General features: G+C 44.5%; 15 protein-coding genes. 4 read left to right on the top strand and 11 right to left on the bottom strand.

Features of this window, described 5'->3' with window-relative positions; translation table 11 throughout:
• Positions 1-4 precede the first annotated feature (4 nt).
• Genes rapZ through yjgA form a run of 3 tightly spaced genes read left to right on the top strand, consistent with a single transcriptional unit; the run spans position 5 to position 1638 of the window.
• Positions 5-883: an RNase adapter RapZ gene (gene rapZ, locus H571_RS0111680; RefSeq protein WP_027849463.1), complete on the top strand. Its 879-nt coding sequence runs from the start codon at positions 5-7 to the stop codon at positions 881-883.
• Entirely contained in the window at positions 855-1124 is a 270-nt protein-coding gene (locus tag H571_RS0111675; RefSeq protein WP_027849462.1) for an HPr family phosphocarrier protein, read from the top strand. Before rapZ ends, H571_RS0111675 begins: the two co-directional genes overlap by 29 nt.
• 4 nt (positions 1125-1128) lie before the next feature.
• Positions 1129-1638, top strand: coding sequence for a ribosome biogenesis factor YjgA (gene yjgA, locus H571_RS0111670; RefSeq protein WP_036218172.1), 510 nt, complete (start codon positions 1129-1131; stop codon positions 1636-1638).
• A gap of 272 nt (positions 1639-1910) precedes the next feature.
• On the opposite strand, the gene prpF is transcribed toward yjgA, so the two are convergent.
• The 5 genes from prpF to H571_RS0111645 form a co-directional block, all read right to left on the bottom strand.
• Complete coding sequence (gene prpF, locus H571_RS0111665) at positions 1911-3101, bottom strand: 2-methylaconitate cis-trans isomerase PrpF (RefSeq protein ID WP_027849460.1); 1191 nt, start codon at positions 3099-3101, stop codon at positions 1911-1913.
• Between the two features lie 84 nt (positions 3102-3185).
• The gene (acnD, locus tag H571_RS0111660; protein ID WP_027849459.1) at positions 3186-5774 is read right to left on the bottom strand and encodes a Fe/S-dependent 2-methylisocitrate dehydratase AcnD; all 2589 of its coding nucleotides are present in this window, start codon (positions 5772-5774) and stop codon (positions 3186-3188) included.
• A 73-nt stretch (positions 5775-5847) separates the two neighbouring features.
• Positions 5848-6978, bottom strand: a complete 1131-nt coding sequence (gene prpC / locus H571_RS0111655) for a bifunctional 2-methylcitrate synthase/citrate synthase (protein ID WP_027849458.1) — start codon at positions 6976-6978, stop codon at positions 5848-5850.
• A 28-nt stretch (positions 6979-7006) separates the two neighbouring features.
• Positions 7007-7900 (bottom strand): methylisocitrate lyase, encoded by an 894-nt coding sequence (prpB, locus tag H571_RS0111650; protein WP_027849457.1) that lies wholly within the window; start codon positions 7898-7900, stop codon positions 7007-7009.
• An 18-nt stretch (positions 7901-7918) separates the two neighbouring features.
• Positions 7919-8680 carry a GntR family transcriptional regulator gene (locus H571_RS0111645; protein WP_084482818.1) on the bottom strand — a complete coding sequence of 254 codons (762 nt, stop codon included), beginning with the start codon at positions 8678-8680 and terminating at the stop codon, positions 7919-7921.
• A 175-nt stretch (positions 8681-8855) separates the two neighbouring features.
• Between H571_RS0111645 and pabB the strand changes: the two genes are divergently transcribed.
• Positions 8856-10220: an aminodeoxychorismate synthase component I gene (pabB, locus tag H571_RS15065; RefSeq protein WP_084482816.1), complete on the top strand. Its 1365-nt coding sequence runs from the start codon at positions 8856-8858 to the stop codon at positions 10218-10220.
• On the opposite strand, the gene H571_RS0111635 is transcribed toward pabB, so the two are convergent.
• Genes H571_RS0111635 through H571_RS0111610 form a run of 6 tightly spaced genes read right to left on the bottom strand, consistent with a single transcriptional unit; the run spans position 10217 to position 18176 of the window.
• Positions 10217-13051, bottom strand: coding sequence for a response regulator (locus H571_RS0111635; protein WP_027849455.1), 2835 nt, complete (start codon positions 13049-13051; stop codon positions 10217-10219). The two genes, pabB and H571_RS0111635, sit on opposite strands and share 4 nt — an antisense overlap.
• 28 nt (positions 13052-13079) lie before the next feature.
• Entirely contained in the window at positions 13080-13940 is an 861-nt protein-coding gene (gene mazG, locus H571_RS0111630) for a nucleoside triphosphate pyrophosphohydrolase (RefSeq protein ID WP_027849454.1), read from the bottom strand.
• 17 nt (positions 13941-13957) lie between these two features.
• On the bottom strand, positions 13958-16222 hold the full coding sequence (gene relA, locus H571_RS0111625; protein ID WP_027849453.1) for a GTP diphosphokinase: 2265 nt from the start codon (positions 16220-16222) through the stop codon (positions 13958-13960).
• 15 nt (positions 16223-16237) lie between these two features.
• On the bottom strand, positions 16238-17161 hold the full coding sequence (cysM, locus tag H571_RS0111620; protein WP_027849452.1) for a cysteine synthase CysM: 924 nt from the start codon (positions 17159-17161) through the stop codon (positions 16238-16240).
• Positions 17162-17192: 31 nt separating this feature from the next.
• Entirely contained in the window at positions 17193-17657 is a 465-nt protein-coding gene (locus tag H571_RS15060) for a YaaR family protein (RefSeq protein ID WP_051168308.1), read from the bottom strand.
• 3 nt (positions 17658-17660) lie between these two features.
• The gene (locus H571_RS0111610; protein WP_027849451.1) at positions 17661-18176 is read right to left on the bottom strand and encodes a DUF2489 domain-containing protein; all 516 of its coding nucleotides are present in this window, start codon (positions 18174-18176) and stop codon (positions 17661-17663) included.
• Positions 18177-18184: the final 8 nt, after the last annotated feature.

Raw genomic sequence — 18184 nt, 5'->3', positions numbered from 1 at the left:
CTGTATGCAACTTGTCATTATTAGTGGACGCTCTGGATCCGGCAAAAGTGCAGCACTTCATGCACTTGAAGATTTAGGTTATTACGCTATAGACAACCTACCAGCGGGGTTACTTATTCCCCTAGCGCAACAGGCAGCAATACAAAACAACCTTAGTCGAGTTGCAGTAAGTATTGACGCACGCAACCTATCGCACGATTTAAACCACTTCCCTACCATTATGCAGGAACTCATTGCTGAAGGGGTTGAAGTGCTCGTGGTTTATCTCAATGCCAGTGCTAAAACACTGATGGAGCGTTTTTCCGCTACGCGAAGACGCCACCCTTTAACACGTCACGGTGGACTATCTTTAAGCGAAGCCATAGAAGAAGAGCAAGCTTTACTTAACCCCTTAGCTAACCTTGCACAACTCAACCTAGACACCACGCGTCTTTCTGTACATGAGTTGCGCGATACCATAGCGACACAGGTTGCACGCAAACCCCAACAAGCACCTACCCTATTATTTCAATCTTTTGGCTTTAAAAAAGGTGTACCCCTTGATGCAGACCTAATTTATGATGTGCGCTGCCTCCCCAACCCTTTTTGGGATATCAGCCTAAGAGAAAAATCAGGTCAAGATCAGGCAGTTATCGACTTTCTAAGTGCACACCCCCTACCTCAAAAAATGTTTCAGGATATCAGTAACTTTATAGAGAGCTGGTTACCTCATTACATAAAAAGTAATCGCAGCTACATTACTGTAGCCATAGGCTGTACAGGTGGACACCACCGCTCTGTATTTCTTGCCGAGCGCTTAGGTAAGCACTTTATGCAACAGCAGCCAGATGTACAAATTCGCCATAGAGATTTAAATGCAGGAAAAGAAAGTCACCCTAATTAATAAGCGCGGCTTACACGCTAGGGCTGCAACACGTCTAGTCCAAACCAGCCAACAGTTCCAAGCTCAAACTGAAGTTTGCCTGAATGAGCGCACCGCCAATGCACGCAATATTATGCAATTACTTATGCTTGCCGCCCCTTGTGGCACTGAGTTAATTTTGCGTGCTGAAGGTGAAGATGAACACCAAGCCTTAGCAGCTTTAGAGGCTTTGGTACTTAACCGTTTTGATGAAGAAGACTAAAGCCATGTACGACTACGACGCAGAAGATGAGCAGGACCTACCACCAAGCAAGAGTGAACTTAAGCGACAGATGTTGGCTTTGCAAGAGTTAGGAAAAAAACTATTAGATCTGACTGCTACTCAGTTAAAAACACTTAACCTTGATGAAGAGTTGCTTGATGCTTTGGCCGAGCATAAGCGCATTAAGTCACATGAAGCACGGCGGCGTCAGTTGCAGCGTATAGGTAAGCTGATGCGTAGCCGCGACAGCGAAAGTATTCAGACTGCTATGGATATTTATGATTCTAGCTCTAGCGCCCATGCGCAGCATTTCCAAAACCTTGAGTATTGGCGTGATAGGTTAATTGCCGAAGATACTGCTTTGGCTGAATTTGTAGAGCTTTGGCCTGAATGTGAAGTACAGCTAGTACGCCAGCTTATTCGTAATACACGCCAAGAAATAGCGGCAGAAAAACCACCAGCCAATTCACGTAAACTTTTTCGTTACCTACGCAAACTCGCTGACCCTAAATAGCCTTCCTTTATACTCTAAGTCAGGTAAGGTTTGGTGGCACTCCAAGCCTAGCAACTGTTTTCGTCAGGCCGTTCAAGCACATCTGACCGCCAAGGATGGCGGAAATGCAGTTTTTGCAGGAGCATAAAACTGCCCTGTAAGCTCTGGCTGCCACATCCGACCACCAAGGAGGGTGGAAGTGCATTTACTGCAAGGAGCAAGTAAATGCCATGTGGCAGACAGCCTGAAATACCACCAGACTGCTCGCCCTTTAGTTAACTGCCAACTTCTGACTAAAAAGTATCACTCGGTATTTTCACCCAGCCTTCCATAATGACACGCGCACTACGGCTCATAATGGCTTTTTCTGCTTTCCATTCGCCTTCCACTAATTTAGCGGCTGCGCCTACTTTTAGTGTGCCAGAAGCATGCCCAAAAGTTAGTGTAGTACGTTCGCCACCACCAGCTGCCAGGTTCACTAGCGTGCCCGGTACTGCAGCGGCTGTTGCTATGGCAACCGAAGCCGTACCCATCATAGCGTGGTGCAGTTTACCCATAGAAAGCGCACGTACACAGATATCAATTTCCTCAGCTTTTAGTTCACGACCGCTAGAAGTGGTATAACCCTGTGCCGGAGCAATAAAGGCAACTTTAGGCGTGTGTTGGCGTGCTGCGGCTTCGCTCACGTCTTTAATTAAACCCATTTTAACCGCGCCATGTGCCCGCACGGTTTCAAACCAAGCCAACTTGTCAGCATCACCATTAATGTCTTTTTGCAGTTCCGTGGCTGTATAACCAATATCTGCTGCATTTAAAAAGATGGTTGGAATACCTGCATTAATAAAGGTGGCTTTAAAGGTTCCAATACCAGGCACTTCTAAATCATCAACCAAATTGCCGGTAGGGAACATAGAACCTTCGCCATCGGCTGGGTCTAGAAATTCAATAATCACTTCGGCAGCAGGAAAAGCCACACCATCTAACACAAAATCACCCAACTCTTGTACTTCACCATCTTGCATAGGCACATGAGCAATTATGGTTTTTTGAATGTTTTTCTGCCAAATACGAACAATGCAAACGCCGTTATCTGGTACTCGGCTTTTATCCACCAAACCGTTAGTAATCGCAAATGCACCCACTGCACCCGTTAGGTTACCGCAGTTACCCGACCAATCTACAAAAGCTTTATCAATCGCTACCTGACCAAATAAATAATCAACATCGTGGTCTGGCTGGCTGCTTTTATCTAAAATAACCGTTTTAGAGGTACTGGAAGTTGCTGCACCCATACCATCTATTTGTTGGCCGTAAGGGTCTGGACTACCAATTACGCGTAGTAAAATTTTATCGCGTGCTTCGCCAGGTACTTGGGCAGCTTCGGGTAGGTCGCTTAATTTAAAAAATACACCCTTAGAAGTACCACCACGCATATAAGTGGCAGGAATTTTAATCTGTTTAACTGGGTTACTAGATTGACTCATAAATCACCTCAAAAAAACTGGCTTAGAAATAAAAAAGGCAGGCACTAAGCCTGCCTTTATCGACATTCATTAACTAATCAGCATTTAAGCTTCGGTCGCTAAAAAGTCTTGTGCAAAACGTTGTAGAACACCGCCAGCTTTATAAACGCTAACTTCAGTGGCTGTATCTAAACGGCAATGCATAGGTACTTTCACCTGCTCACCATTTTTACGATTAATCACTAAAGTCATCATACCACGCGCTTTTAGCTCGCCTTCAACGTCGTAGGTTTCAGTACCGTCTAGGCCTAAAGTTTTGCGTGTTGTGCCTTCTTCAAACTGCAAAGGTAAAACACCCATACCTATTAGGTTAGTGCGGTGAATACGCTCAAACCCTTCTGCTGCGATAACTTCAACACCGGCTAGGCGAACACCTTTGGCAGCCCAGTCACGTGAAGAACCCTGACCATAGTCAGCACCTGCCACAATAATCAGCGGCTGCTTGCGTTCCATGTAGGTTTCAATGGCTTCCCACATACGCATCACTTTGCCTTCTGGCTCAACTCGCGCTAGCGAGCCCTGCTTAACTTCGCCATCCACTATCGCCATTTCGTTAATCAGCTTAGGGTTAGCAAAGGTGGCACGCTGGGCGGTTAAGTGGTCGCCACGGTGCGTTGCGTAGGAGTTAAAGTCTTCCTCTGGTACGCCCATCTTGTGCAGGTATTCACCAGCGGCTGAATCCATCATAATCGCGTTAGAAGGCGATAGGTGGTCAGTAGTGATGTTGTCTGGTAGAAGCGCTAAAGGACGCATACCCTTCATGGTGCGCTCGCCTGCCAAAGCACCTTCCCAATAAGGGGGGCGACGAATATAAGTAGATTTTGGACGCCAGTCATAAAGTGGGCTAATCGCCGCCACGCCTTTATCTAAGTCAAACATCGGAATGTAAACTTCATTAAACTGCTCAGGTTTAACACTGGATTTAACCAAAGCATCAATTTCTTCATCCGAAGGCCAGATATCTTTTAGGGTAATCGGGTTACCGTCTTTGTCCGTACCTAGTGCGTCTTTTTCAATATCAAAACGAATGGTACCGGCAATGGCGTAAGCAACCACTAGCGGTGGCGAAGCTAGGAAAGCTTGCTTAGCGTAGGGGTGAATACGGCCATCAAAGTTACGGTTACCTGAAAGCACTGCCGTGGCATACAGGTCACGGTCAATAATTTCTTGCTGAATCACTGGGTCTAAAGCACCGGACATACCGTTACAAGTCGTACAAGCGTAACCCACTATGCCAAAACCTAACTGTTCTAGTTCGGTCATTAGGTTGGCTTCTTCTAGGTACAAGCGTGCTACTTTAGAACCGGGCGCAAAAGAAGACTTAACCCAAGGCTTGCGTGTTAAACCTAGCTCGTTAGCTTTTTTAGCAATTAAGCCAGCCGCCACTACGTTGCGTGGGTTAGAGGTATTAGTACAGCTAGTAATCGCCGCAATAATTACCGCACCATCGGGCATTAAGCCTTCTTCTTTTTCCCAAGCACCAGCAATGCCTTTGCTTGCTAAATCAGTTGTAGAAACGCGTGCATGAGGGTTAGAAGGGCCTGCCATGGTACGAACAACGCTAGACAGATCAAACTTCAACACACGAGGGTAAACAACCTCTTTTAAGCTGTCTGCCCAAAGGCCGGTCGTTTTAGCGTAGTTTTCAACCAAAGCAATTTGCTCAGGCTCACGACCGGTTAGTTTTAGGTAATCAATGGTTTGCTGGTCAATGTAGAACATGCCAGCCGTTGCACCGTATTCAGGGGTCATATTAGAAATGGTTGCACGGTCACCAATAGTTAAACTATCAGCACCTTCACCAAAGAATTCTAAGTAAGCACCCACTACCCGCTCTTTACGCAAGAACTCTGTAATGGCTAAAACGATATCCGTTGCAGTAATGCCAGGCTGACGCTTACCCACTAGCTCTACACCCACAATATCGGGTAGGCGCATCATAGAAGGTAAACCAAGCATCACGGTTTCAGCTTCCAAACCACCCACACCTATGGCTAAAACACCCAGCGCATCTACGTGAGGCGTGTGCGAGTCTGTACCTACGCAGGTATCAGGGAAGGCAATGCCATCACGCGCTTGAATAACCGGCGACATCTTCTCTAGGTTAATCTGGTGCATGATGCCGTTACCGGCAGGAATCACATCTACGTTTTCAAAGGCTGTTTTAGTCCACTCAATAAAGTGGAAACGGTCTTCGTTACGACGGTCTTCAATGGCACGGTTTTTTTCAAAAGCATCAGGATCAAAACCTGCCGCTTCAACAGCCAAAGAGTGGTCAACAATCAGCTGAGTAGGGACGACTGGGTTCACCTTGGCAGGATCACCGCCCATATCAGCAATGGCATCACGCAAGCCAGCCAAATCAACCAAAGCGGTTTGGCCAAGAATGTCGTGACACACGACACGGGCTGGGTACCAGGGAAAGTCAAAATCTTGTTTGCGTTCAATCAACTGGTTTAAAGAAGCCGTTAAATCTTCAGGGTCACAACGGCGCACTAGCTGTTCAGCTAGGATGCGTGAAGTGTAAGGAAGGGTGGCATAGGAACCTGGCTTAATCGCTTCAACAGCTGCTTGGGTGTCGAAGTAATCTAGTTTAGTACCAGGTAGGGGCTTACGGTATTCAGTGTTGTTCATCTGAGTAACCCTCAATAGGTAGCTTAAAATAAAGAAAGTCAGCCCCGAAGGGCTGACTTAGTAAACACAGAGCTTAGTCGCGCTCGCTAATCGGTGTTACTTCACGTGGTTCTGGACCGGTGTAATCCGCACTGGGGCGAATAATGCGGTTGTTAGCACGCTGCTCAAATACGTGAGCTGCCCAACCCGTTAAGCGTGAGCAAACAAAGATAGGTGTGAATAACTTAGTGGGAATGCCCATAAAGTGATAAGCACTGGCATGGAAGAAGTCAGCATTACAGAACAATTTCTTTTCACGCCACATAACTTCTTCAACTTTGGCTGATACAGGGTAAAGAACCGTATCGCCAACGTCTTTAGACAGTTTTTCAGACCACTCTTTAATAATGGCATTACGTGGGTCAGAGGTGCGATAAATAGCATGGCCAAAGCCCATGATTTTATCTTTACGCTCTAGCATACCCATAATTTCTTTTTCAGCTTCTTCTGGCGATTTCCAGTTCTCAATCATATCCATAGCGGCTTCGTTAGCACCACCATGTAAAGGACCACGTAAAGAACCGATAGCACCAGTAATACAGCTGTGCAAATCAGAAAGTGTAGAAGCACACACACGTGCGGTAAAGGTTGAAGCGTTAAACTCATGCTCAGCATAAAGAATTAACGACGCTTGCATAACCTGAACGTGTAAGTCCGATGGCTTTTTATCGTGCAGAGTCCACAAGAACTGTTCTGCAAGGGTGTCAGCATCGGTATTTTCATTAATGCGCTTACCGTTATGGCTGAAGTTATACCAGTAGTTAATTAAACCAGGGAACACAGCTAGCAAGCGATCAGTTACTTCTTGCTGTTCATCAAAACTCTTTTCAGTTTCTAGGTTACCTAGCATAGAACAACCGGTACGCATCACATCCATAGGGTGAGCGTCAGCAGGAATGCGCTCTAAAACATCTTTCAGTGCTTGTGGTAAATCACGCAAGCCTTTCAACTTAGTTTTATAAGCATCTAGTTCAGCTTGGTTAGGTAGCTTGCCTTTTAAAAGCAGGTAAGCAACTTCTTCAAAGGTTGCGTTTGCAGATAAATCTTTAACATCGTAACCACGGTAGGTTAAACCAGAACCCGTTTGACCTACTGTACAAAGTGCAGTTTCACCAGCAGACTGACCACGTAGGCCCGCACCGGATAGTTTTTTTGCTTCAGCCATAGTCTTTTCTCCTCAATCAAAAAAGTGCTTACTTGTTTTTACCTTCAGCAAATAGCTGGTCTAGCTTCTGCTCAAAATCGTGGTAGTTAAGGAAATCGTAGAGTTCCATACGTGTTTGCATAGTATCAACTACTGCCTTCTGGTCACCATCATCTAATAGGTGTTGGTACACATTCAATGCAGCCTTGTTAGCAGCACGGAAAGCAGATAAAGGATAAAGAACCATGGTTGCGCCATTAGCCGCTAGTTCTTTAGTGTTGAATAAAGGTGTTGCACCAAATTCAGTAATGTTGGCTAGTAGGTGACCGCCATTAATACCTTTAGAGAAGGCTTGGTAATCTTCTAAGGTGTGAACTGCTTCAGCAAAAATACCGTCAGCACCCGCTTCTAAACAGGCTTGTGCACGCTCAACAGCAGCATCCAAACCTTCCATTTGGAAAGCATCAGTACGGGCAATAATAAAGAAGTCATCATCGGTACGTGCATCAACGGCCGCTTTAACACGGTCAGCCATTTCTTGAAGTGAAACAATTTCTTTGTTAGGACGGTGACCACAACGTTTCTGCGCTACTTGGTCTTCCAAGTGAACAGCCGCAGCACCGGCTTTTTCCATTTGTTGAATGGCACGACCGATATTAAAAGCACCACCCCAACCTGTGTCGATATCAACCAACAAAGGGGTTTCTACAGCGCTGGTAATACGACGCACATCTTCTAACACATCATTCAAACTGGTCATACCCAAGTCAGGCAAACCGTAAGAAGCGTTAGCAACACCACCACCGGATAAATAAACAGCTTGGTGACCAACACGCTCAGCCATCATGGCGTGGTAAGCATTCACTGCACCAACAATCTGTAAAGGATTGTTTTCGGCAAGGGCTTTGCGGAAACGACCGCCTGGGGTTAATCTTTTAGTCATTTTGGTTTTCCTCGGTTATCAATTTTGGGCTAATAAACTGTTCTTTTGTTTGGTTTCAGCTTCATGAAAACGCTGCTCTACGTTGTTTCTAGAGGCACGAATGTGTCGGCGCATCAGCATTTCAGCAAGCTCTTCATCACGTTGTTCTATGGCATCAACTATGCGGTAATGTTCAGTAAATGCACGTTGCGGACGACCACTGGTAGCACTAAAACGGTAACGGTACATACGTACTAGGTAATAAAGTTCGCCACAGAGTAGCTCCATGAGTTTTTTATTACCGCTACCCTGTACTAAACGGTAGTGAAAATCTAAATCGCCTTCTTTTTGGTAATAGGCAATATTCTCTTGTAGCTCAGCCTGCTCTTCATGCTTTTGTAATAAAGCTTTTAAACTGTCTATTTCAGTTTGTGGCATTTGCCTTGCTGCTAAACGGCAAGCCATACCCTCCATCGCTTCACGCACTTCATAAAGCTCTAATAGTTCGGCAATGGTTAAGGAAACCACTCGCGCTCCAACATGAGGAATACGCGTAACTAAATGGCGACCTTCTAAACGGCGCATGGCTTCTCTTAAAGGACCACGTGAAATGCCATATTGTTTAGCTAAACCTGGCTCAGTAATTTTAGTGCCCGGAGCAATACTGCCTGTGACTATGGCTTCTTGAATATCCTCAAACACACGATCAGCTAAGGTTTGCCCATCGGCTGATTCAACTGACCAGCGCTGCTCATTCTCAGCAGAATCGTTTATGATTAAAGGTTGTGGGTTAAGGCGCATTTATACAATTGTCGACAATTTATGAATTAAGCAACACTGTAGACAACCCTTGAGATTAGGTCAACTAAAACCTTAGTCTAAAATGCCTAATAAATTCTTAACCCACTGTTTTTACTGAAATTTTATTATAGAAAATAACTTTACAAACCAACACTTAGCACAAGGTGTCAACAACTTGGCTTCAATCAAGGCGCTTCGCCTACCTCTAGCTACCGCTACTCAACTGCTTTTAACCATTAAGCACCTAAGCTGGCCCTGTTTATTAGATAGCGGCGCACCCGCTGAAATGGCTGGACGTTTTTCTATTGCTGTTGCTTCACCCACTAAACAGCTAGAGGTGAATAATCGCCAAGACCTAGCTAAATTAGAACAGCTTAGGCAGGTGGATAAAACACACCCATCAACTGACACCTTTAATCACCTGCCTTTTATTGGTGGTTGGCTAGGTTACTGGAGCTACGATGCAGGCAGGTTATTTGAAGCCTTGCCCCAACAGGCAGCACCAACTATAGCACTGCCGTTAATTCGTATGGGCTACTATGAATGGGCCTTAGTTACTGACCATCAACTAGAACAAACTTGGCTAGTGGGCGAATACACTAAGCAACTTGCAAGGGAGTTAAGCCAACGCCTTAACCAAGTGATAAATCAAACAACTCAAAACACTCCGCCGCCAGCAAACTTTAAATTAACCCAACCTTTTGTCAGCAATTTAAGTACTAGCCAATACCTTAGTCGCTTTAATCAAGTTCAAGACTTCTTGCATAGCGGTGATACCTACCAGGTAAACTTAGCTCAGTGCTTTACCGCCAGCTACCAAGGAAACCTTTACCAAGCTTGGCAAGCCTTGCGTGAACAAATTGCTGCACCCTTTTCTGCTTTTATGGATTTTGGTGATGCTACTATTTTATCTTTATCACCAGAAAGGTTTTTACAAGCAACGGCTAAAGGTGAAGTAGAAACCAAACCCATTAAAGGCACTCGCCCTAGAGGGAAAACTCAGCAAGAAGATCAACAACAGGCTGAAGCGCTGCTTAACAGCAAGAAAGACCAAGCTGAAAACCTAATGATAGTTGATTTGTTAAGGAATGATTTGGGGCGGGTTTGTCAGCCAGGTAGCATTCAAGTACCCAACTTGTTTACGCTAGAAAGCTACACCAATGTTCATCATTTAGTTAGCCGCATTACAGGGCAACTTGCCAAAGGAAAAGACAGCCTAGATTTATTAAAAGCCAGTTTTCCAGGTGGCTCCATTACTGGCGCACCTAAGCTACGTGCCATGCAAATTATTGATCAACTCGAACCCTGCCAGCGCAGTGTTTATTGTGGGTCTATCGGTTATTTTGATAGGCGTGGTGGCATCGATTTTAATATAGCCATACGCACTTTTATTGCTTACCAAGGCCAGCTACACATTTCTGCTGGTGGAGGATTAGTAGCAGACTCTAAAGCCTCTCAAGAATACCAAGAAACACTCGATAAAGTGTCTCGCTTGATTCGCTGTTTAGAACCTAACTTTACTGGAAAGGCTAAGGACTAGTAGCTACTTAGTTGCTTCTGCTGGTGCCAATCTGCAGTATAGTCACGCTCATACCAATCTTGCAGCCGGTCTATTTCATAAAAAAGCTGCTCTAAACTACTAGCAACCAATCGCTGTTGGCCTGCTTTTAACTGGGTTTCTAAGGCCTCAGTGGTTTGGGCTAAATCTGGTACACCACAATAACGGCTTGCCCCATGCAAACGGTGTACTGCTTCTAATAAAGCCTTATCATCCTGATTTTTTAAAGCCAACTCTAAGCTATCTCTACTTTCATTAAGACTAACCAAAAGCAAATCTAACAATTCATCTGCTACCTCCGCTTTACCTATCGCCAGTTTTATACCCATCTCATGATCAACTGGGCAGCTTTGCCAAGATTCTTCGCTGTGACTAATTTCAGGTATTAACCCCTGCGTTTGTTCTACCGAAAAACGGCTACCTAACCAACGCTGCAATAAGTCGGTTAATAGCTTTTCATTAATAGGCTTAATTAGCACATCGTTAATACCCGCTTGCAACCAAGCAGAGCGTTCTTCAGCTGCAGCATGAGCTGTAGTGGCAACTATGGGTAGAGTGCGGTACTGATGCCCTAAAGCACGAATTTGCTGGGTTGCTTCTACACCTGAAATACCTGGCATGTGAATATCCATTAAAACCAGATCAACCTTCTGTTGCTTAACACTTAGCACTGCTTGTTCACCATCTATCGCTTCTAGGGTAGCAAAGCCTAATTCATTTAATAGAGTAACCAATAGCAACAGGTTAGAAGGGGTGTCATCAACAACCAAAATTACAGGCGCGGTATTGTTTATAACGACAGCATCTTGGCTTGCTTGTAGCAGCGTTGGGTCTAATAATTCCTGTATTGCCTGCCTTAACTGTGGCATGGGCAAAGGCTTAGTTAATAATTGACCAGCACTTTGTCGCCTTAAATAAGCGTGGGTTTCTGGTTCAGAAGTATTAACCAACAAGAGGTTGGCTAGTTTTTGCGTGCGTAGCTGGGTTAAACAATTTAACCAAACCTGCTGTTTAACTTGTAAAGCATCCAATCCGATTAAAACAGCTGCTATATTTTTAGAGGAAAGTTTTTCTGGTATTTGTTCTGGTGAATACCAAGATTCTACCTGCGCTCCCCAAGCCCTTAACTGGTGAGACCAAACCTGATTCGTCAAGCGGTGGCTTTCTAATACACCCAAGGTTTTGCCTATTAACCAAGGCGTTGGCTCGGGTGCTGTCTCTTGCACTGTCATGGGTAGCGTAAACCAAAAAGTAGAGCCTTCACCTTCAACACTTTCTAAATCTATCTGCCCACCCATTTGATGAACTAGCTGCCTACAAATAGCCAAACCTAAACCTGTGCCACCAAATTGGCGTGTTTGGGTGGTATCTGCTTGTGTAAAAGCATGAAAGAGCTTTTGCCGCTGACCTTCGCTTAACCCCATGCCGGTATCCGTAACAGAGAACTTAATAAAGCAGGGTTGCCCCACTTCTGGCACAGGTAATTCTTCTGACTCTTCTAAGCTGTCACTATCATCTAGCATCACACGTAAAACCACCTCACCTTGTGATGTAAACTTCAACGCATTACTTAAAAGATTACTAATAAGCTGCCTTAGCCTTAAAGGGTCTGTGCTTACTCTAAGCGGTACATCATCGTACACCATTCCCAATAGGCTTAGGTTTTGTCGATGCGCCATAGGGGCAAACATCGATAGGCAGTCATCTAGGTGGTGGCGTAAATTCAAGGGGGCTTCTTCTAACGCCATCATGCCAGCTTCAATTTTAGAAAAGTCGAGAATATCGTTAATTATCCCCAACATGGTTTCTGAGGCGCCTAGAATATGATTAATGTATTCTTTTTGGCGTAAATCCATTTGCGTGCGCGATAAAAGATTAGAAAAACCAATAATGCCGTTAAGTGGTGTGCGTATTTCATGACTCATATTGGCTAAAAATTCAGACTTAATTCTACTAGCTTGCAGAGCATCTTTACGCGCTTGGTCTAGCTCAATGTTTTTAATTTCAATGGTTTCTAGGCTTCCCAAGGAGTCTTCGCGCACTTCTTCTATTGCTTGTTGATAGCTTTCTTCACGCTCCGCCAATTGCTTAAAAAGCCGTATCGAATCTGATTGCAGCTTATCAAGTTCAACAACTTTTGAAGAATTATAGCTAGCTGAATAATCACCCCGCGCAGCGCTTTTTAATAACAGGCGAGTTGCTTCTAAATGTTCTTGTAAATAACGTACTAATAGGTGGGTCAACATTAGGCTGAGCAAAAATAAAACAGCAACCAGACCACCACTTAATAGAACAAAGCGGTATTTGTAGAGCAGCAAGGGTGTAAGACTCAGCTCTAACTCTACCCAGCCAAGCAGCTTTTTTCTTGATTCTATGCGTTGCAGGCTACTTTCGCTTTCTTGTATGTATTGAGGCTCATAAATGGGTTCAATAAACCTAATGGACTCTTCTTCTTTAGCTACTTGGGAATTTAGTTGCCAACGTGCATGAGGGTTGAGTAGCAGGGGTTGCATACTTGGCCCAGCATGCAAAAGGCTGATTTGCCGATAATCGTATAAAGAGAGAGCACGTACATTTCTATTTTCTAGCAGCTCTGTAGCTATCACTCGGATGCTTACAAGCGATTCGTCTTTATCTAGGTTAACCGCTAGCCTAGAACTAAGGTTTTTCAATATAAACTGACCGCGCTCTAATAGCTGCTCATCCAAAGATTTAAAGTGGGCATTTAACAGCAGACCACCCATAATCAAGGTTAATAACCAAAGCGGTAAAAAGCAGCCAAAGATAATCCAGTTTTTAAGAGAAAAACGCATCCTTTGCTTCCTATTGTTTGCTAGTAGGTTACTGATTTTCGCGGTATTTAGCAGCTTCCCAATAAGCGTCTAACTGCTGCAAATCAATACGCTGATCAGGATTCGCCTGTCTTTCTAAAGATAAGGGTGTGCCTTCAGACAAACAGAGTTCTTCAATAACTTTAAAACGCCGTTCAAACTTACGGTTAGTCGCCCTTACTGCGCTTTCAGGGTCTACTTTTAAATGCCGAGCAAGGTTAACCGTGGCAAAAATAAAATCGCCTACTTCTTCTGCTACCTCGGCTTGTTTACCCGTGGCTAAGGCCTCACGTATTTCTGCTAACTCTTCTTCTATTTTATCTAAAACCATCAAGGGGTCTTTCCAATCAAAACCTACTTTAGCTGCCCGTTTTTGAAGTTTTACTGCACGTGTCATAGCCGGTAAGTTCAAAGGTACACCCGCTAACAAAGAATCTGCTGGTGGTTCACCTTTAGATTCGCGTTCAGCTGCTTTTACTTTTTCCCATAACTGACTTACTTCAGCAGCACTTGAGGGCGCTTCAACTGCAGCACTGCTAGCACCATAAAGCTTACCCTCAGGAAAAATATGCGGGTGGCGTGTCACTAATTTATTCGTTAAACCATCAACAATATCAGCAAAGTTGTATTGTTTTTCTTCATCAGCTAGCTGAGCATAAAAAATAATTTGTAAGAGTAGGTCACCCAATTCTTCTTTTAGGTGGTCTACATCCTTTTGTTCAATGCATTCCACTACCTCATAAACTTCTTCAAGTGTATGAGGCACTAGCGATTCTCGGGTTTGTTTTAAATCCCAAGGGCAACCCGTTTCAGGGTCACGTAATCTAGCCATTAAATTAAGTAAATCGTTTAAAGAATAGGGTCTTTCCACACTTCGCCTCTAGATAACTAGTTGGAGCTTTTAGATTTTTGTCGGAAGCGCTGAACTTCAACAACATTCGGTAGCTGATTAATTTTAGTTAGCACCCGCCCTAGTGCTTCTAGCCCTAACACTTCTAGGGTAACTAGAATATTTGCTAGGTTTTCTTTTTCGTCTGTTAGGGTGTTAAAAGAAACCACATTAACTTTTTCGTTAGCTAAAACAACCGTGATATCTCTTAATAAGCCTGAACGATCCCAAGCTTTAATGCGTATATCCACAGGGTACATTTGAGCATTTTTACTGCCCCATTCAACATCAACCAAACGGTTGGGGTCTTCTGCCCGCAACTGATTAACATTAGAACAGTCTTGGCGGTGAATGGTTACGCCCCGCCCTAGTGTGATATAGCCAATAATTTCATCTTCCGGTAAAGGCTGGCAGCACTTAGCCATTTGAGTCATTAAGTTGCCCACACCTAAAATAGTAATATCATCCTTAGCTGTTGCTTTACGGTTAGAAGGGCGGGTTAGCAGCCTGTCTAATTGATCGACATCTTCGGTTTCACCAAAAAGCTGTTGTGCCATGGATAAAACTTGCCCAGGGCGTAAGTCGCCCGCCCCTAAAGCGGCATAAAGGTCATCTTCGTTATGCAGGTTGTGGGCTTTAGCTAAGGCCAGCATATCCAAGCCTTCAAGGCTTAAACGCTTGAACTCTTTTTCAATAAGCTGGCGACCACCTTCAATGTTTTTATCTCGGGCTTGTAACTTAAACCAGTGCTGAATTTTTGCTCTACAGCGTGGGGTTTGCACGTAACCCAAAGCAGGGTTTAACCAATCACGACTAGGCGCACCTTCACCCGCTGTGGTTAAAATTTCGACCTGCTCGCCTGTTTTAAGGGTGTAGTTTAGCGGCACTATGCGCCCACTAACTTTTGCACCTCGGCAGCGATGACCAATTTCTGTGTGTACACGATACGCAAAATCTATGGGGGTAGCGCCCTGGGGCAGGTCGATTACATGCCCATCGGGGGTAAATACATAGATACGATCAGGTGCAACATCTTCTTGGAGTTCATCACGTAACCCAGCCAGATCACCCACTTCTTCTTGCCATTCCAACACTTGACGCAACCAAGCAATCTTTTCTTCATAAGCATTGCTTTTATTAGCAGCATCAGTGCCCTTGTAAAGCCAGTGAGCACAAACACCTAGCTCCGCTTCTTCGTGCATAGCAAAGGTGCGAATTTGCACTTCTAAAACCTTGCCACCTTCGGTAATAACGGCGGTATGCAAAGAGCGGTAACCATTTTCTTTAGGTGTGGCTATATAATCATCAAACTCGTTAGGAATATGCTTGTACATGGAATGAACGATACCCAGTACGGCATAACAATCACGCACTTCAGGTACGAGTACACGCACAGCACGTATATCGTAAACTTGGGAAAAGTCGATCTTCTTGCGCTTCATTTTGCGCCAAATCGAATAAATATGCTTAGCTCTGCCTTGTAAATCAGCGCCGTCTATACCCTGATCTTTAATTGCTAGGGTTAACTCTTGAATAACCCTTTTGATGTACTCGGCTCTATCCATCCGCTTTTCAGCTAAAAGCCGCGCTATGTATTTATAGGCATCTTCTTCAAGGTAACGGAAGGAAAGGTCTTCTAACTCCCATTTAATATGACCTATGCCTAAGCGGTGTGCTAAGGGGGCATAGATATCAAAAACTTCTCGCGCTACTTTTAAGCGTTTTTCACTTGTTGCTGTTTTAATTTGCCGTAAAGCACAGGTGCGTTCAGCCAGTTTAATTAGGGCAACTCGCACATCATCGACTACAGCAACCAGCATTTTACGTAGCTTTTCTAACTGGTTTTGTGGTTGCCCAAAAGCAGGGGCATCACTGGTGGTAATCTGACTTATATTAGCCATTTGATGCACGCCATCGACCAGCTTTGCTACTGTCTTACCAAACTGTTTTTCTACTGCTTCTAGGCCAACTAAACCTTCACGCACGCCTCGGTAAAGAATGGCCGCGACTAGGGTGTCATCATCCATGCGTAGTTCACCAAGAATATCCGCCATTTCTAAGCCGGTTCTTAGGTTACTAGCCCCTTCATACCATTGCCTATTTTCTGCTTCGGCTCGCTTTTCCAATGCTGCTGCTAAATCTGCTGCGGCTCTAACTCGAGCAGGGTCGACTAACTTAACGTCTAGCTGTAGGTGATCCATCCATTGATCTAAATTAACACTGCCATCGGCATTTAGTGGCTGATCATCTCTTACCTTAACCATAAGTTGTTCGCTATTTTACTGGTCGGGAACGGCAAAAACGCCGGTAGAAAGGTAGCGGTCGCCACCGTCGCAAATAATAGCAACTAGCACAGCATCTTCTAAACCTGCTGCTAGTTTCAATGCGCCAGCAACAGCACCACCCGATGAAACCCCTGCAAAAATGCCTTCTTCAAGTGCCAAGCGCCGCATAGTAACTTCCGCTTCTTGCTGGGTAATATCTAAGACAGTATCAACCCCCCTAGCATCATAAATGCTGGGTAGGTATTCACTTGGCCAACGGCGTATGCCGGGAATGCTGGCACCTTCAGAAGGTTGCAAACCAACAATCTGAATATTTTTATTTTGTTCCTTTAAATAACGACCCGTACCCATAATGGTGCCAGTAGTGCCCATAGAACTAACAAAGTGGGTAATTTTTCCCGAGGTTTGCTGCCAAATTTCTGGGCCAGTGGTTTGGTAATGTGCCAAGGGGTTATCTAGGTTACCAAACTGGTTAAGCACTTTTCCCTTACCGTCTTGTTCCATTTGTAAGGCTAAATCTCTAGCACCTTCCATGCCTTCTTCTTTGCTGACTAGAATTAACTCGGCACCATAGGCCTGCATTGCCCATTTACGTTCATCAGAAGCTGTAGCAGGCATAATTAAAATCATTTTATAACCCATCACAGCGGCAGCCATGGCTAGAGCAATGCCTGTATTGCCTGACGTTGCTTCTATTAAGGTATCGCCAAGGGTTATATCGCCCCTAGCTTCTGCCCGCTGTAGCATAGAAAAGGCAGGGCGGTCTTTGACAGAACCGGCCGGATTATTGCCTTCCAGCTTAACGAGGAGGGTATTGTTTTTCCCTGCATTTAACCGTTGCAAACGCACCAAGGGGGTGTTTCCTACTAAATCTGCAACACTAGGCCAGGTTTTGGATAGGCTAGATTCTTTACTCATGACGCCCTCACAAACTTATAGAACTCTCACGTTAGGACACCAAGTCGATGACCAAACCTTTAATACTGACTAGGTTACGTGCAATAGCAACGCGATCTTTCTGCTCGCTCATAACCAACTGCATTAAGTTTTCCGACTCTTCATCTATGCGTCGTACAACCTGATGCCTATCTGCTGGATGCCAGCCTGGCCCGACACTATCTACCTGAAAACCAGCTTTTACTACTTTACTAACTAGGTTAGATAAAAGTGCACGAAACACTTCCAAGTTACCTATAGTTGGGTTGCTTTCTAATTGATCACCCGCTTTACCTATTAATTCTTGTAGCTTTCCTAATTCTTCTTTAAGTGTTGCTCGTCCACCCGTTGCAATTTGCTGCATTAATTGATCATTAAAGCTGGGTGAATCTTTACCAATAGAACCTCCTGCTTTGGTAGACCGACCTTTTTGGCGATCTGAGCGGAAGTTTTTTAACATGGTATTAATGGGTAGCATGAATTACTTACCCTCAGCAGCATTAACAAAAAGCGGCTCAGCCCCTAGTTTGGTTTGCACCTCACAAAAAGCACTCAGTTTTATTGCTGCCTGTTGAATTTGTGAAGAAAACTCAGCTTCAACAGCTTCGCGCTCTTTGTCTTGTTTTGCAATTTGGTCTGAAGCCAATTTTGAACGTTCTTTGTGGGTGGCTAGGTGCTTAGTTTGTTGATACACCCTATCAAACACATCTAAATCTGGGTTGTGTACATGAATGCCTTCGTCTAATAAGTCTAAAAATACCCGCACACGCAAACACCCTTCAGTTGGGTTTACCTGCTGATCTTCAATGGCTTTGGCTAATAAAGAGAGGTTTTCTAGAACATTGGCGCGTGCTTGAAGGCGTTCACGTTCATGGGTTTCGGCAGCTAAGACGACTTGGCGCTTAGCCTCAAAGTGTAGATGAAGGGCATAGCCTGCTAGAGGAATAATAAAGGCGATAGCGGCGGTTAACCAAATTACAGCGTCTTGGGCGCTCATACACATTA

Origin of the sequence: Marinospirillum minutulum DSM 6287 (genome assembly GCF_000422325.1) — a bacterium.
Lineage (GTDB): Bacteria > Pseudomonadota > Gammaproteobacteria > Pseudomonadales > Halomonadaceae > Marinospirillum > Marinospirillum minutulum.
The sequence above is the reverse complement of the archived record's forward strand: the minus strand, read 5'-3'. Positions and strand labels throughout refer to the sequence as shown.